15 protein-coding genes and 3 tRNA genes are annotated in these 16,325 nt (G+C 47.0%); 10 read left to right on the top strand and 8 right to left on the bottom strand.

Annotation, left to right across the window (positions count from 1 at the left end; translation table 11 throughout):
• Positions 1 to 2: 2 nt before the first annotated feature.
• The 3 genes from CBX96_RS06030 (at position 3) to sodC (ending at position 3,620) form a co-directional block, all read left to right on the top strand.
• Positions 3 to 1,598, top strand: a complete 1,596-nt coding sequence (locus CBX96_RS06030; RefSeq protein ID WP_109286073.1) for a dihydrolipoyllysine-residue acetyltransferase — start codon at positions 3 to 5, stop codon at positions 1,596 to 1,598.
• Between the two features lie 144 nt (positions 1,599 to 1,742).
• The gene (gene nadA / locus CBX96_RS06025; protein ID WP_011622789.1) at positions 1,743 to 2,816 is read left to right on the top strand and encodes a quinolinate synthase NadA; all 1,074 of its coding nucleotides are present in this window, start codon (positions 1,743 to 1,745) and stop codon (positions 2,814 to 2,816) included.
• A gap of 291 nt (positions 2,817 to 3,107) precedes the next feature.
• The gene (gene sodC, locus CBX96_RS06020) at positions 3,108 to 3,620 is read left to right on the top strand and encodes a superoxide dismutase family protein (RefSeq protein ID WP_011622788.1); all 513 of its coding nucleotides are present in this window, start codon (positions 3,108 to 3,110) and stop codon (positions 3,618 to 3,620) included.
• A 124-nt stretch (positions 3,621 to 3,744) separates the two neighbouring features.
• On the opposite strand, the gene gap is transcribed toward sodC, so the two are convergent.
• Both gap and CBX96_RS06010 read right to left on the bottom strand, forming a co-directional pair.
• Complete coding sequence (gene gap / locus CBX96_RS06015) at positions 3,745 to 4,755, bottom strand: type I glyceraldehyde-3-phosphate dehydrogenase (protein WP_011622787.1); 1,011 nt, start codon at positions 4,753 to 4,755, stop codon at positions 3,745 to 3,747.
• A 212-nt stretch (positions 4,756 to 4,967) separates the two neighbouring features.
• Positions 4,968 to 5,852 (bottom strand): DUF2989 domain-containing protein, encoded by an 885-nt coding sequence (locus CBX96_RS06010; RefSeq protein WP_109286072.1) that lies wholly within the window; start codon positions 5,850 to 5,852, stop codon positions 4,968 to 4,970.
• Between the two features lie 206 nt (positions 5,853 to 6,058).
• Between CBX96_RS06010 and CBX96_RS06005 the strand changes: the two genes are divergently transcribed.
• From CBX96_RS06005 to CBX96_RS05985, 5 genes are all read left to right on the top strand, one after another.
• Positions 6,059 to 7,492, top strand: a complete 1,434-nt coding sequence (locus CBX96_RS06005; protein ID WP_011622785.1) for a glyceraldehyde-3-phosphate dehydrogenase — start codon at positions 6,059 to 6,061, stop codon at positions 7,490 to 7,492.
• 325 nt (positions 7,493 to 7,817) lie between these two features.
• Positions 7,818 to 7,893, top strand: a tRNA-Gly gene (locus tag CBX96_RS06000).
• Between the two features lie 23 nt (positions 7,894 to 7,916).
• A tRNA-Cys gene (locus CBX96_RS05995) sits at positions 7,917 to 7,990 on the top strand.
• A gap of 49 nt (positions 7,991 to 8,039) precedes the next feature.
• Positions 8,040 to 8,126 (top strand) — tRNA-Leu (locus CBX96_RS05990).
• Positions 8,127 to 8,419: 293 nt separating this feature from the next.
• Positions 8,420 to 9,613: an amino acid aminotransferase gene (locus CBX96_RS05985; protein ID WP_109286071.1), complete on the top strand. Its 1,194-nt coding sequence runs from the start codon at positions 8,420 to 8,422 to the stop codon at positions 9,611 to 9,613.
• Between the two features lie 151 nt (positions 9,614 to 9,764).
• Here CBX96_RS05985 and CBX96_RS05980 read toward each other — a convergent pair whose 3' ends face one another.
• Positions 9,765 to 10,688, bottom strand: a complete 924-nt coding sequence (locus tag CBX96_RS05980; RefSeq protein WP_109286070.1) for a YvcK family protein — start codon at positions 10,686 to 10,688, stop codon at positions 9,765 to 9,767.
• 317 nt (positions 10,689 to 11,005) lie between these two features.
• Between CBX96_RS05980 and CBX96_RS05975 the strand changes: the two genes are divergently transcribed.
• Together CBX96_RS05975 and CBX96_RS05970 are read left to right on the top strand one after the other, a co-directional pair.
• Positions 11,006 to 11,818 (top strand): glucosaminidase domain-containing protein, encoded by an 813-nt coding sequence (locus CBX96_RS05975; protein ID WP_089067761.1) that lies wholly within the window; start codon positions 11,006 to 11,008, stop codon positions 11,816 to 11,818.
• Positions 11,811 to 12,434: a DUF2987 domain-containing protein gene (locus CBX96_RS05970; protein ID WP_109286069.1), complete on the top strand. Its 624-nt coding sequence runs from the start codon at positions 11,811 to 11,813 to the stop codon at positions 12,432 to 12,434. The genes CBX96_RS05975 and CBX96_RS05970 overlap by 8 nt, the downstream gene beginning before the upstream one ends.
• Positions 12,435 to 12,490: 56 nt before the next feature.
• On the opposite strand, the gene ttcA is transcribed toward CBX96_RS05970, so the two are convergent.
• The 5 genes from ttcA to ccoS form a co-directional block, all read right to left on the bottom strand.
• A complete protein-coding gene (gene ttcA / locus CBX96_RS05965) occupies positions 12,491 to 13,459 on the bottom strand; it encodes a tRNA 2-thiocytidine(32) synthetase TtcA (protein WP_011622780.1) in 969 nt (322 codons plus the stop codon).
• A 77-nt stretch (positions 13,460 to 13,536) separates the two neighbouring features.
• Positions 13,537 to 14,469, bottom strand: coding sequence for a universal stress protein UspE (gene uspE, locus CBX96_RS05960; protein WP_109286068.1), 933 nt, complete (start codon positions 14,467 to 14,469; stop codon positions 13,537 to 13,539).
• Positions 14,470 to 14,611: 142 nt separating this feature from the next.
• Positions 14,612 to 15,364: an electron transport transcriptional regulator EtrA gene (gene etrA / locus CBX96_RS05955; RefSeq protein ID WP_011622778.1), complete on the bottom strand. Its 753-nt coding sequence runs from the start codon at positions 15,362 to 15,364 to the stop codon at positions 14,612 to 14,614.
• A 55-nt stretch (positions 15,365 to 15,419) separates the two neighbouring features.
• Positions 15,420 to 16,112 (bottom strand): sulfite exporter TauE/SafE family protein, encoded by a 693-nt coding sequence (locus CBX96_RS05950; protein WP_181382154.1) that lies wholly within the window; start codon positions 16,110 to 16,112, stop codon positions 15,420 to 15,422.
• An 8-nt stretch (positions 16,113 to 16,120) separates the two neighbouring features.
• Entirely contained in the window at positions 16,121 to 16,321 is a 201-nt protein-coding gene (gene ccoS, locus CBX96_RS05945; RefSeq protein ID WP_011622776.1) for a cbb3-type cytochrome oxidase assembly protein CcoS, read from the bottom strand.
• Positions 16,322 to 16,325: the final 4 nt, after the last annotated feature.

Here is a 16,325-nt window from a genome sequence, read left to right as displayed (position 1 = left end):
GTATGATTAAAGATTTTATTTTGCCGGACATTGGTGAAGGCGTTGTCGAGTGCGAACTCGTCGAGTGGTTGGTGCAAGAGGGCGATACGATTGCTGAAGATCAGCCCATCGCCGATGTGATGACTGACAAAGCCTTAGTGCAAATTCCAGCGCCTTTTGCGGGAGTCGTGACCAAGCTGTATTACGCCAAAGGCGATATCGCTAAGGTGCATGCACCGCTTTATGCCGTGCAGATTGAGTCCGACGAAGCTGCACCTGTTGCTGCATCTCAGCCTGAAGCACACACCGCGACGCAAGCACCTGCAAGCCAATCCAGCGCGGCGGGTACGAGCGTAGAAGAATTTCTGCTGCCCGATATTGGCGAAGGCATTGTTGAGTGTGAACTGGTCGAATGGCTAGTCCAAGAAGGCGATACTGTGGTTGAAGACCAACCCATCGCCGATGTGATGACAGATAAAGCCCTAGTGCAAATCCCTGCTATCAAAGCGGGCAAAATTGTCAAATTGCACTACCGTAAGGGCCAGTTAGCGAAAGTACATGCACCACTATTTGCGATTGAGGTCGAAGGTGGAGTTAGTGCGCCAGTCAGACATGCACAGGAAGCAAGCGCAACCGCTGCGAATACCGCAGCACCAGTCGCTTGCGCGGCGGTGTCCTCGGAGCCTGCTCGCCAAGGTAAAGCCTTAGCCAGTCCAGCCGTTCGCCGTATGGCACGTGCCTTAGATATCGATTTAAGTCGCGTACCCGGTAGTGGTAAACATGGCCGTGTGTATAAGGAAGACATTACTCGCTTCCAAGCACAGGGCGGCGCAGTGCCTGCCGTTGCGCCAGTGGCAGCTGCCCCAACTGTGGCTCAATCGACCGTTTCTACCGCAGTGGCAAGCGCTGCACGGGGTGACATTGTTGAGCCTATCCGTGGCGTGAAAGCCGTGATGGCGAAAATGATGGTGGAATCGGTATCCACCATTCCACACTTCACCTATTGCGAAGAGTTTGATTTGACAGACTTAGTCGCACTGCGTGAAAGCATGAAGGCCAAGTATTCCTCCGACGAAGTTAAGCTAACCATGATGCCATTCTTTATGAAGGCCATGTCGTTAGCCTTAACGCAGTTCCCTGTGCTAAACAGCCAAGTGAATGCCGATTGTACGGAAATCACCTACAAAGCGCGTCATAACATCGGTATGGCGGTCGACTCTAAGGTGGGATTACTGGTACCAAACGTCAAGGATGTACAAGATAAGAGCATCCTTGAGGTTGCGGCCGAGATCACCCGCTTAACCAATGCTGCGCGCAGCGGCCGTGTGGCGCCGGCGGATCTTAAAGAAGGCACCATTTCGATTTCGAATATTGGCGCCTTAGGTGGCACAGTCGCAACGCCTATTATCAATAAGCCGGAAGTCGCGATTGTCGCATTAGGTAAGTTACAAACCTTGCCGCGCTTTAATGCGAAAGGTGAAGTCGAAGCGCGTCAGATCATGCAAGTGAGTTGGTCTGGGGATCACCGCGTTATTGATGGCGGCACCATTGCTCGTTTCTGCAACCTTTGGAAACAATACCTTGAGCAGCCACAGGATATGCTATTAGCCATGCGCTAATCGGCTGTCAGCTAATACTTACAGCCAATCTAGCAAAAAAGGACGCAATTTAGCGTCCTTTTTTATTCGCAGGCCATAAATGGGTTAATCTTTTGATCCCAATTACGTATAATTCGCGAACGTTGTTATCCTGATGGATTTGTTATGAGCCCCAGCCCATTTGCCCCAACAATCGAAACTATTGATTATCCGTTTCCGCCTAAGCCAATTCCTCTGTCCGATGCCGAAAAGGCGGACTACAAGGCTCGTATCAAGCAGCTGCTGATTGAAAAAGATGCGGTATTGGTTGCCCATTATTATACCGACCCTGAAATTCAAGCGCTGGCCGAAGAAACCGGCGGTTGTGTTTCCGACTCACTCGAAATGGCGCGCTTTGGCCGCGATCATCCCGCCAAGACGTTAATCGTCGCCGGGGTGAAATTTATGGGTGAAACAGCCAAAATCTTAAGCCCAGAAAAAACCATTCTGATGCCGACCTTGGAGGCTACCTGTTCATTGGACTTAGGTTGCCCCATCGATAAATTCAGCGCCTTCTGTGATGCGCATCCTGATCATACCGTGGTCGTTTATGCCAACACTTCGGCGGCGGTAAAAGCCCGTGCCGATTGGGTGGTCACCTCAAGTATTGCCCTTGAAATCGTTGAGCACTTAGACAGCGAAGGTAAAAAAATCATTTGGGGTCCAGACCGTCATTTAGGCAGCTATATTGCCAAACAAACGGGCGCCGAGATGTTGATGTGGCAGGGCGACTGTATTGTTCATGATGAGTTTAAGGCCAATGCGCTGCGTGATTTAAAGCGTGTATACCCCGATGCGGCGATTCTAGTACACCCAGAGTCACCCGCGAGTGTGGTGGCGATGGCGGATGCTGTCGGCTCCACCAGCCAGTTGATCAAAGCTGCACAAACCATGGCCAACGAGCGTTTTATTGTGGCGACCGATCGCGGTATTTTCTATAAAATGCAACAAGCGGCGCCGGGTAAAACACTGATTGAAGCGCCTACTGGCGGTAATGGTGCCACCTGTAAGAGCTGTGCCCACTGTCCATGGATGGCAATGAACGGCTTAAAGGCTATTGAAGCGTCTTTAAGTGACAGCGACAAAACGACTCACGAAATCTTTGTCGATGAAGATTTACGCGTGAAAGCCTTAATCCCGCTGACCCGCATGCTCGATTTCGCTAAGACACTGAATATGAAAGTGAAAGGCAACGCTTAATCAAGCGTCCATAGCATTCACGAAAAATGAAATCCCTGCCACTTGGCGGGGATTTTTGTATCGGTTCAAATTGATCAGCAGCTAAGCTGCTAAGTATGTGCTTAATAAGGTGCGCTAGCTTTTAGACGCCATTCTTCATAGATGCATATATGCTTCAATTTAAAGAAATACACGCTCTTTTACTTACTGGATCGGTGTTGTTGGCCTAAATTTGATATAGCAAAGCGTAGGAGAGTTCACTTACTGCGCTGTGTTCATGCAATTTTGTATAAGATAACCATGGAGAAGGGTATGAAAAACATCGTGTTACTGCTTGCATCAATGTCTGCTGCCAGTGCATTTGCAGACGTGAGTGTGCCTATGAATCTTGTCAACGAAAAGGGCGTGGGTGAAAGTGTCGGTCAAGTGACCATTTCTGAGTCGCAGTATGGAGTGGTATTTACGCCATCACTCAAAGGCTTAATGCCGGGATTACATGGTTTCCATCTACATGAGAACGGCAGCTGTGATCCAAAGGAAAAGGACGGAAAAATTGTCCCTGCTGGCGCGGCAGGTGGCCACTATGATCCTGCTGCCACGAAAGCCCACGGCACGCCATGGGGAGAAGGGCATTTAGGCGATCTGCCACCATTGTTTGTCGATGCAGACGGTGCAGCTAGTCAGGCCGTGCTGGCACCGCGCTTAAAAATGGGTGATCTTAAAGGCCATGCGATCATGATCCATGCCGGTGGCGACAACCATTCCGATCACCCTGCGCCTTTAGGTGGCGGCGGTGCGCGTGTAGCCTGCGGTATTATCAATTAATGTATCGCCACATTCAGTTGTTAGCGGCGAAATACTCGCATTGGTAACGACAGTGGATTAATGAGCCGTGAAATCGGTATAAAAAAAGCCCCGCAAGAGCGGGGCTTTTGATAAAGAAGAATGATTACTTCGCGTTCATCAGCGCAACCGCGTTGTCCAACATACGGTTACTGAAGCCCCATTCGTTATCGTACCATGCCATCACTTTGACTAAACGGCCGTTAACGCGGGTTTGAGTCGCATCGAAGTTAGATGAAAACGCATTGTGGTTAAAGTCGATAGACACCAGTGGCTCTTTGTTAACCGCTAACACTTCGCTCAGAGGCGCAACAGCAGCGGCACGTTCGATGATGGCGTTAACTTCTTCAACAGTGGTATCACGTGCAGCAATGAAAGATAAATCCACTAAAGACACGTTAACAGTCGGTACACGTACTGCTAAACCATCAAATTTACCTTGTAATTCAGGTACAACTAAACCTACTGCCGCGGCAGCGCCAGTTTTAGTTGGGATCATTGACAGTGCTGCAGCGCGGGCACGGCGTAAATCTGTGTGGTATACGTCAGATAAACGTTGATCGTTGGTGTAAGCATGAATGGTGGTCATCAGACCTGATTCAATACCAATTTCGTCATTTAACGGCTTAGCGAAAGGTGCTAAACAGTTAGTGGTACATGAAGCATTGGAGATAACTGTCATATCCGCGGTCAACACATTGTTGTTCACACCGTAAACGACGGTTGCATCAACGTTTTTACCTGGTGCAGAAATAATGACTTTCTTCGCGCCCGCCGCTAAATGTGGCTGTACAGATTCTTTAGAAGTGAAGATACCAGTACATTCGAACACGACGTCAACTTGTAAGTCGCCCCAAGGTAATTTACCTGGATCGCGTTCTTGGAAGGTGAGGATCTTGTCGCCGTTGACATAAATTGCTTCAGCATCATGCTCAACTTTGGCATTGAAACGACCATGTACAGAATCGTATTTTGTCAGGTGAGCGTTGATTGAAGCGTCGCCTAAATCGTTGATGGCAACAATTTTGATTGGGTAAGCTTTTTCGCTTTCATACAGGGCGCGTAATACGTTTCTACCGATACGGCCATAACCATTTATTGCTACACGGATAGTCATCTCATATCCCTCTGGTGATTATAAAATTCAACTGGTAGTAAAATTACCAAACTGACAGCTATCGTCAAGTGAATTCGGCAATTTTGCCGGGATTCGGTTAACAAATTAGGTGTTTTTTTTACATTGCTCGCGAAAACACCATTTTCAGCGCTGTATTTGGGTAAAAAATTACAAGGTGGCAAACATTTTGCCGACGTACTTCAAAACGCAAGTTAAGGCGAATTTGGCTTCTCTGGCTCGACAGTTGCTGCTGGCGGTGTTCCCTCCGTCTGGGGCGGAGCAAGCCAGAGCGCAACCGGACTGGTCGAATAGAGGCCATCTTCTAACGCGTCGATTAAGTTCTGGGCGTATTGATCTAATTTGGCCGCTAGCGTCTTGTCGCCACCGATTAAGGCTAGCATCTTATCTTCAGAATACTTCTGCTGCGTAAGTAGTAAATTCGCTTTGGTCAGCATATATGTTTTTTCAAACGCTTGGGTTTGACGATAGGCTGAGGCGAGCCCAAGCAACCAGTTGGGATCAAAGTCGGCATATTGAATTTCTGCAAACACTTTAAGATAGAGTTGTTGCGCTTTGATGGCATTTCGATTGCTGTAATAGGTGGCGATTTGAGCTAAGAGAAAAGGCTCTGTGACTTCACCAGCATTTTCTTGCGCTAATAGTCGGTTTAAGGCATCGGTGTCGCCAAAACGTGTCCATTGATAGTAAGACATAAAAGGATCTTGGCGTTCGCGGGTTTCTTCCTGTAGACGGCTGAGGTTTTCTGTACTTAGGCGAAAGGCTCTTGCTCGGTCAGCTGTGCGATTCGTATGGATGATATGTTGCACCCCTGAGGCCAATTCAATACAACGGCTGTAATCTTCAAGGTAAGTTAACTGTTGGTAAAGTTGCTTACCCGTAGGATTTTTGTTGTCTAATAGGTCGAATCGGCTCTGGATCAGCAGGGTTTTCTCGGTTAAACACCATCCATCCTTATGCAAATCGGCACAAATTTCAGGATTATTTTTACAAATCGTTTCGATATTTCGGCCATTATCACAACCGAAAAGGCTTATCGCGAGGGTAAATGATGTAATTATTACTAGATTTTGTCTCAAAATACGCTCCAAAATGCAATTTTCTCTAATAAAATTACAGATTTACAGAAAATATCTTACTGGCAAGCTGGGTCAGTTTTCATTACAATGGCGCCGACCAAAACACAGGGTTTTCCCTAAAACCTCCATAAGATTATTGGTCTTTTCGTCATGTTACTCAAACCTTTCAATATATTTTATTGAAAAGTGAGATAAAGGATCTGTAAATGAGCGCTGATAAACACCTACAAAGTTGGCAAGAACGTTTTGAAATGGCAGAGGCAATGCAACCTTTGCTGGGCAAGTTGTACCGTAACCAAGGCGTCGAAGTTGTGGTTTATGGTAAGCCATTACTCAATGCTTCTACTATTGAGATTATTAAAGCGCACCGTTTAGTTCGTCGTCATGTCGGCGAGAAATTACGTTTACGCGAGAGTTTCCCGTTTGTTCAAGCCTTAAGCAGACTCGCTGTTAAACAATGTAAAGTGGATATTGGTAAGCTTGCCGTTAAATACTGGGCTGAACATACCGATACCAACGAAATTGAAAGCTATATGGCACGTGAATTAGCGGCAGCGATTGATCATGCTGATGATATCGCCCCGCGTGATGTAGTGTTGTATGGTTTTGGTCGTATTGGCCGCTTATTAGCGCGCTTACTGATCGAACGTACTGGCCGCAGCAACAAGTTAAGACTGCGCGCTATCGTGTTACGTGGTGGTAAGAAGGGCGATTTAGAAAAACGCGCAAGCTTACTGCGTCGTGACTCTGTTCATGGTCCATTTAACGGTTCAGTTGAAGTGGATGAAGAGAACAACGCTATCATCGCTAACGGCACTTATATCCAAGTTATTTACGCAAACTCGCCAGATGAAGTGGATTACACCAAATACGGTATTACAGATGCCTTAGTGGTAGACAACACGGGTATTTGGAAAGATGAAGCTGGCCTAGGTTTACACTTGAAGAGCCCTGGTGCGAGCAAAGTGTTACTGACTGCACCTGCAAAAGGCGCCATCAAGAACATCGTTTACGGCGTGAATGAAGGCGACATCACTGCAGAAGATATCATTGTGTCTGCGGCGAGCTGTACCACTAACGCCATCACACCAGTACTGAAAGCGGTAAACGACAAGTACGGTATCGAGAATGGTCACGTTGAGACTATTCACTCATACACGAACGATCAAAACCTGATCGACAACTACCACAGTGCTGACCGTCGTGGTCGCAGTGCACCATTAAACATGGTGATCACTGAAACGGGCGCGGCTAAAGCCGTAGCTAAAGCTCTGCCAGTATTAGCGGGTAAACTGACGGGTAACGCGATTCGCGTGCCAACACCAAACGTATCTATGGCGATCATCAGCATGAACCTCAATGCTGAGACCAACAAAGACGAATTGAACGAATACTTGAAAGACACGGCGCTGCAATCACCATTGCAGAATCAAATCGATTACACAGACTCAACTGAAATCGTATCAAGCGATTTAGTGGGTTCTCGCTATGCGGGTGTGGTTGATTCACAAGCGACTATCGCCGAAGGTAAACGTGCCATTCTGTACGTATGGTATGACAACGAATTTGGTTACAGCTGCCAAGTAGTCGGTGTGATGCAGACGATGTTAGGCCTGACGACTCTGTCTCTGCCGGCATAATCGCTACGCACATAAAAACGTCCAAGAAAAAGCGTCCAGTAGGGCGCTTTTTTTATGGCATTGACCCGTCCTAAATAGCGTTGATAAGGCTGGGTAACATCACTTCAACTCTTGTTGTTGCAAAGAAAATCATCAAATTGATTATTCCATCGGCAAGTTTTTATCTCTGTGGCTGAATATTGGGCAAACAGTGCTTCTAAGCACAATATTTCAAATTTGTTGATTGACTCTGAAGGTTAAATCGGTAGAATGCCAATCCGCAGTCAGGGGAAAGCGTAGCAACGTAACTCCTAAGCTTAATGACTCATTAAGCTGTGACATCGATGCGACATTAGCTCAGTTGGTAGAGCGATACCTTGCCAAGGTATAGGTCATCGGTTCGAACCCGATATGTCGCTCCAACTCTTTACGAGTTTGGAAATCTGGCGCGATGGCAGAATGGCTATGCTGCGGATTGCAAATCCGTCGATCTCGGTTCGACTCCGGGTCGCGCCTCCATAGATTAAGGTATTAATGACACGATTCCCGTCGTTAATATAAAGAGTTTGCCCGAGTGGTGGAATCGGTAGACACAAGGGATTTAAAATCCCTCGCTGGTAACAGCGTGCCAGTTCAAGTCTGGCCTCGGGTACCATAACATAGAGAAGGCCTAACAGATGTTAGGCCTTTTTTATTACCGAAAATCCCGTTATAACACCTACAAATTAATCCTTAAACAAATAGTGATCAGCCTCTTAAAAATCACAATTATCAAAAATTTCAGCTTCAAGACAATTGATCTCTCATTTAGTTGTTATTTATTTTAATCAATCCATAATACGCAAACTATTTCCTTAAGATGCGGCAATAGGCGCTATTCCCCCTCTTAAGACAGTGGTATAAATAAGCCGAATTTCCCCTACACGTGAACATTTAGGATAAGTAGTCATGATTTTCTCTCAGGTAGTACTCGCACCCGCTGATCCCATCCTTGGTTTAACCGATACCTTCAAGGCCGATCCACGCCAAGATAAAGTGAACCTCGGTGTTGGCATTTATAAGGATGAAGCAGGGCAGACTCCAGTATTACAGTCAGTGAAGAAAGCAGAAGCCCTATTGCTTGAGCAAGAGAAGACCAAGAACTATTTAGGTATTGAAGGGGTTCAAACCTATAACCGCGTGGTACAAGAGCTATTATTTGGCGAGGGCAGTACGCTTGTGACGTCAGGCCGTGCCGCGACCGCTCAGGCGCCAGGTGGTACTGGTGCACTGCGTATTGCCGCCGAGTTTCTACTGCGCAACACGCCATCGCGCACTGTGTGGGTCAGTAACCCAACTTGGGCGAACCATCAGAATATTTTTGAAACTGCAGGTTTAACGGTTAAAGAATACGGTTACTACAATGCCAGTGCCCACGATATCGATTTCGATGGCATGATGACAGATCTCGCCAATGCACAGGCGGGTGACATTGTTTTGCTGCACGGCTGCTGCCATAACCCAACGGGTATTGATTTGACCTTAGCCCAATGGGAATTGGTTGCTAACCTGTGTGCAGACAAACAGTTAGTGCCATTGTTTGACTTTGCTTATCAAGGTTTTGGTGCTGGGATTGAAGAAGATGCCGCAGGCCTACGTTTAGTGGCTGCAAAAGTACCTGAGTTGTTAGTGGCTAACTCTTTCTCTAAAAACTTTGGTCTTTATAACGAGCGTATCGGCGCTGTGACTGTAGTGGCACAAAATGCCGATGAAGCGGTGCGTGCCTTCAGCCAAGTGAAACGTACTATTCGCGCCAATTACTCAAACCCACCAGCACACGGTGCGTTAATTGTTAGCACCATTTTAAGCGATGTGGCATTAAAAGCACTTTGGGTACAAGAGTTGACCGAAATGCGTGAGCGTATCGCTGAGATGCGTACCCTGTTCGTCCAAAGCTTAAAGGATGAAGGTGTGACCCAGGACTTTAGCTTTATTTCCCGTCAAAACGGTATGTTTAGCTTCTCTGGCTTAAACAAAGCGCAGGTTGCACGCTTGAAAGACGAGTTTGGTATTTATATCGTAGGTTCTGGCCGTATTAGTGTTGCCGGTATGACCAAAACCAATATGCCTGTGATCTGTAAAGCGATTGCCCAAGTTCTTTAATTTAGCTCTTTAATTTAGTTCTGTAATTTAGCCCTCTAATATAAGAAGAGGGCTCACTAAAAAGGACAGCCTAGGCTGTCCTTTTTGTATTTTGAGCTGTCCTTTAGCATTTTGAATCTGTTGGATGCTAAAGGATGCGGTTAGTCTGTCGTTATGACGCCAAGGTTTCTAGCGGTAAATCCGACTTAATTCTCAATACTGCACTGAGCGCATCACGCAGTCCTGCCTGATCGTGTAATTGTGGATTGTGGCGATTTCTTAACGGGAAGTAATTCATTAAAGTGCCAAGGCGCACTTGTTCTGAGTGACGTAGCACTTTAGTGATCACAGGCTTGCCAATCACTTGATGGCACCAAGCTATCCGCTGCTCAATACTAAACTGGCCGGCTGGTGAAGTTTCTTCATTCAGATTATCGATAAAAACCACGGGCGCAGTGGTCATCACTAAGGCTTTAGCAAAGCAGGGCAGTAACAGCGGTGGCATAATACTGGTCAGGAAGCTTCCTGGGCCTAGGATAATCAGATCCGCACGGCTGATGGCCTCACAGGCTTCGGCAGTTGCATCAACCTGTGGTTCAAGACATAAGGCAATGGGCGCCTCATTCATCTTATCGACATTAACCTCACCAAAGACCTTACAACCAGAGGCCTGCAATGCCACTAAATGGGTTGGTTGCTCTGACATAGGGATGATATTGGTTTCAATCTTAAGCATATGACGAATAAGATTGACGGCCTCGAGGGGCCTAACGCAAAGCTTGTCGAGGGCAAGCAACATCAAATTACCCAGATTGTGGCCGCTTAGTTCGGTTTCGCCCTGAAAGCGGTACTCAAATAATTGCGAGCTCACCGAAGGGCGATGGGCAAGTTGAGACAGACAATTACGCAGATCGCCCCAGGCAATACAGTCCTGTTCGGCCCGTAATCTGCCCGTAGAGCCACCATTATCTGTGGTTGCAACAATGCCAGTGAGACGATTGCCCAGAAAATCCAGCGATGAGAGTACACGACCCAAGCCGTGACCACCGCCAATGGCGACCACGTGTCTGTATTGATTTAAGATTTGATGCTGCATGAGGGTTCCTTCCTGAATACCCAAAAAATCCTGTCCTGTTGTTAAGCGGTGCTGCGAAGCCTCGTTTGGGTTCGGTTACCAATACCTGCGTTAACGGAACCTTAGTATAAAAGCTCAGTCAAAAGCATGCACTAAATATTCACGCTCAAATTGTGCCAATGTGTATGAGTTAAGCGTGGGATCGCATTTTCAGCACAGATACGCTTTGACTGCGCTTGGCATGGGCGGTTTTGCCGCCAGATTTCGTGAATTTCAAGATATGACATATAATCTGGCGCTTATTTTGCCACTCGTGACTCAATATCAAAGGTGACTTATTGAAAACAGGTAGAATTGGTTCGTTTACACTCGCGTTAGCCCTAGTGATCTTAGCTATTTTTTCGCTGAGAGTCTGGCTCATTCCTACTATTGATGAGCCTGAATCTATCGTTAACCAACTGGAAAACTCCGTTGATCCCGTTACTCAAGTGCCTGACTTTTCTGCCATCAATGATGTGGCGGAAAAAAAGCGTGCCTTTTTTGATTTTCTCAGGCCGATCATTCAACAGCAAAACGCCATTATTGCCACCGAGCGTGACTTTATCACCGACATGTTGGCCTTAGTGGAGAACGACAGCACTCTGTCGGATAAACAGTTAGCACAGCTCAATCAGTTATTTGATAAATATCAATATGCTGCCCGTAATGTGGATGCAAAATCCCTGAACAGTTTACTCAAACGGGTCGATATTATTCCCGAATCTATGGTGCTTATTCAGGCGGCCAATGAATCGGGGTGGGGTAGTTCGCGTTTTGCCCGTGAAGGCTTTAACTTTTTCGGTGAATGGTGTTTTAGCAATGGTTGCGGCATAGTGCCATCCTCTCGAGGTTCGGGCAAAACCCATGAAGTGAAAGTGTTTCCCTCGGTGGACGCTTCAGTGTCTTCCTATATGCGCAATTTGAACTCGAATACGGCATACACGCTGTTTCGCTCAATACGGGCCGATTTACGCTCTCAGGAAGCCGAATTAAGTGCCGACCAACTGATCTATGGACTAGTGAATTATTCTGAAAGGCAAGAAGCTTATATCGACGAGTTACTCGATATGTTACGTCATAATGAAAAATATTTGGTGAAGGCGGATGTATAAAAAATGGTGGTTAGTAGGGCTTTGCTTGTGTGCGACAAGCCTGCAGGCAGAAACGATTTCCCTCGAATATAAAGGCTTTTATGACAGATTGAAGCAAGTCAATAAGGGGAATTATCAGTTAGTCGAAATCGCCTTTAGTGTGCCTATGCTGCCTAATTGTCAGATCCAGAGTGGAAGCATTTCGAGTGAATTAAATTCAACGCCACTGACTTATACTGCGGCGCAGCGGTTGTTTATTCCCTTTGATGACGCGCTTAAAGATCAACGCGCATTAGTGAATCTGGAGTTTGAGGGCAAGGCTGAGGGCTGTGGTATTGCGATGCAAGTCAGAGCTAAGCAGACTTTAGTAACATACGACAAGGCGCGACTAGCGCAAATCGCCAGCGAAATGGATGCTTTACTCGGGGCTATGCAGGGCTTCCCGATGCGCTATTTTAAGGAGCCAATCGCGGGATTAAACTTTGAATTTGCTCAAGACCAAGCCGTTAGTGTGACGCTTGATGGACGTGAGCAACAGGTGAACAGCAGCTTTAAGTTGAGTGTTGAGCAGCTTAACAGTTTGACGTCGTTGCAATTTAGCCAAACGCCGACCGTGTTGAGCCCTTGGGTTAAGTAACGATAGATTTAAGCTATAAAAAAGCCCACTCTCGTGGGCTTTTTTATGCGCTGCGTTTAGGCTTCGTAAACGTTGACGATATTGATGCGTTTTGCCGCATCTAAATCGATATGGCCGCTGTTGGCGATATCCAAAAAGTCAAATGCGGGTAAATCGGCTTCGGCCACATCACCCTTCATCGGCGCGTTGGGATCACGTTTCAAGGACACAAAGTCAAACTGCTCACGGTCAACACCCTGTGAAGGGGCGGTGTTTTGCATGGCGGTGAAAATGGTTTCAATACGGCCTGGGTAGAGTCTATCCCACTGATTGAGCATGTCTTTCACTGCTTGACGCTTGAGGTTTTCCTGCGAGCCACAAAGATTACAGGGAATGATGGGGAATTTTTTCAATTCTGCATATTCTTCTAAATCTTTTTCGCGGCAATAGGCGAGTGGACGAATAACCACGTTAGCGCCGTCGTCTGAGAGCAACTTAGGTGGCATGGCTTTCATCTTGCCGCCGTAGAACATGTTGAGGAACATGGTCTCAATAATATCGTCTCTGTGGTGGCCTAGTGCGATTTTGGTTGCACCAATACGCTGGGCAAAGCCATAGAGAGTACCGCGACGCAGGCGAGAGCACAGCGAGCAAGTGGTTTTGCCTTCAGGGATCTTTTCTTTCACAATCGAGTAAGTGTCTTTCTCGAGGATGTGATAGGGAATATTTAAGCTGTCTAAATAGGCTGGCAGTACGTGTTCAGGGAAACCCGGCTGCTTTTGATCTAAGTTAACGGCAATAATTTCGAACTGTACGGGCGCGCGCTGCTGTAGATTAAGCAGAATATCCAGCATGGCGTAACTGTCTTTACCGCCACTTAAGCAGCACATGACTCGGTCGCCATCTTCAATCATGTTGTAATCGGCGATGGCACTACCCACTTCACGGCGCAGACGCTTCTGTAATTTATTCAGACGGGTAATTTGTTTTTTTGATAATTCTTCAGGCATTTGACTCGCCGTAACTTCAGACATAGCTTCCAACATAAAAAAAGCGCCCAGTAACTCAGTTTCAGGGCGCGTATTATTCCAGCTATCGACGGCGGGGTAAAGAGCGGCGTGCGTTATGCATCTTCAAGCGGCGATTTATAACCATCGGGTTTGATGGCTAATAAATCACAGTTAATGCTATCAATCACATGCTCTGCGGTATTGCCGATAAGCGCCGCCGAGAATCCAGTCCGACCGACAGTACCTAAAATGACCAGCTCGGCATCGAGTTGCTCGGCAAGTTCAGGGATCACATCCTCTGGTAAGCCTTCTTTCACATGGCAGTGCAGGGTATCGATACCATAGGCATTGGCAAGGTATTGCACTCGTTGCTCATGTTGCATGCGAATGGTGTCGTTATAGGTTTGTGCATCGAAATCAGGCAGTTCAATGGCAAGATTCACCGGCGTGCCGGGATAACCATTGACTAAGTGCACTTCGGCGGCAAATTTTGCGGCTAAATCCTTGGCATGTTCGATAATCTTGCCGTTTAGCATCTGATGATCGGTGTCTTCAGTTGCCACGTTGACGGCGCAGAGGATTTTACCCGCTTCTGGCCAATCATGATCTTTGACCATCAACACAGGCACAGGCGCTTTACGCATTAAATGCCAATCGGTTGGAGTAAAAATAACGGCCTTTAACTTGTCGTGGGCGTGGGTGCCTTTGACGATCAAATCATATTGCCCAGCAATTGCATGGTTGATAATGCTTTCAAATGGGCGATTGTGCCAAATAACTTGAGTATCAATATCGAGTTGCAGGTGGTTATAGGCGGTCAGCAGATCTTGGATCCACGCCAGACGCTGATCAATCACACCTTGGCGCATGGCTTCGCGCTCTTGGCTCGATAGAATCGATGTCATTTCGTAGGAGAAGTCAAAAATAGAGAGAAACACAGTCACATGGGCGTTACTTTTACTGGCCAAGGTCACCGCTCGGGCGAGTGCAACTTGATGCTCTGTCGTGGGGTCGACTACTACCAGTATTTTTTGATAATCCTTCATAACATGTTCCTTTAGTCATAGGCTCATGTTCATCATGAGCCTTTGGCAATTATCTGTATTGTTCTAGATCAAAACTCTTTTCAAAACCAGTGCCTAGCGCATTAATTACGAATATTAAAGCACAAATCTAAGAAGGTGTGACTTATCTGGCGATCCTGGCATTACCTGCCAAGAGATTAAGTTCGTGGTGGTCAAGGATGGTGATGTACTTGCCTTTCACTTCAATCAAACCTGACTTTTGGAAACGGCCTAACAAGCGGCTGATGGTTTCTACGGTTAAGCCAAGGTAGTTCCCAATGTCACCACGGGTCATGGTTAAACGGAATTCTTTCGGAGAAAACCCACGGTTGCCAAAGCGATTTGCTAGATTGCTGATAAACGCGGCGAGGCGCTCTTCAGCGTTTTTCTTGCTCAGCAATAAAATCATTTCTTGATCGCTCATGATTTCATTGCTCATTAAGCGCATGATTTGTTGGCGTAACTTGGGCATGCTGCCTGAAAGCTCATCGAGAATATTGAAGGGGATTTCACATACCATGGAGGTTTCTAAGGCTTGGGCAAAACTCTGGTGGGATTGAGCATGAATACCGTCAAAACCAATCACATCGCCCGCTAAATGGAAACCGGTGATCTGTTCATCGCCCTGTTCGGTAATCGTATAACTTTTGACAGTACCAGAGCGGATGGCGAACAAGGACTTTAATGGATCGCCTGATTTAAAAATCTGCTCACCTTTTTGAATTGGCTTTTTACGCTCAATGATATCGTCGAGCTGATCGAGCTCGTTGGCATTGAGGGTAAACGGAATACAAAGGGTACCCATACTGCAATCGTGACAATGAATTGCGCACCCACTCGCGGCGGGACGACGGTTTTTATTCTGCTCTATTGTCATGTCGGTTCTCAAGTTAATCCACTGCAGCCATGTTAAACCAATTCACTCGCTTGGGCTAGTTTAGCTGCGACAGGGCGATATATAAAGTTTGTGCACCAAAGGCAATTAAAAGTAAGCCACTCAATAATCTAACGGTTTTTTGCTGCACCCAATTGGCTAAGCGTTTGGCTGCAACACCGGCACTTAAGAGCGCGGGGAGTGTCCCTAATCCAAAGGCGAACATAATCAAGGCGCCTTGGCTGGCAGAGCCTGCCGCCACCGACCAGGTTAAGGTGCTATAGACCAAGCCGCAGGGTAGCCAGCCCCAAATGAGTCCGGCGGTGATGGCCTGCATTGGCGTAGTGATGGGAACGAGGCGCTGGGCTAAGGGTTTCAGGTAGCGCCATAACACTTGGCCAAGGCGCTCAATCTGCACTATACCCACCCAGATTTTTGCAATGTAAAGCCCAGTTGCAATCATCATCACGCCAGCAATGATCCTTAGGATCAACAGGTAACTGTCGAGTTCGAATAAGTGCCCAAGCATGGCCGATGAACCGCCGACTAAGGCGCCTGCGAGGGTATAACTTAAAATCCGGCCGAGGTTATAGCTTAATAAGTAGGTGAGTTGATGGGCTAAGTGATTGCCTTCTTTAGGATTCGGCAGTTGGGAGGAAAAGGCACCAACGAGGCCGCCACACATGCCAAAGCAATGGGCTGCGCCCATTAACCCCACTAGAAATGCGCCTGTGACGTTATATTCAATCACAGAGCCTATCACTGAGGCATGCCTTTATCTTGTGCCTGTGACGATGGATTGGCTTGAGTCGGTTTGTCTGCATCCTCATCGAAGAGAATCGACACACTTTGACGGTCTAAGTCATCGAATTGTTCGGATTTGACTGCCCAAAAGAACACGGCTACGGCGATCAACACAAAGATCATCGCGATAGGGATTAGTACATAAATGATGCTCATAACC

It is taken from the genome of Shewanella sp. BC20 (assembly GCF_003129585.1).
Taxonomy (GTDB): Bacteria; Pseudomonadota; Gammaproteobacteria; order Enterobacterales; family Shewanellaceae; genus Shewanella; species Shewanella seohaensis.
This window is presented reverse-complemented; position numbering and strand designations above follow the sequence as displayed.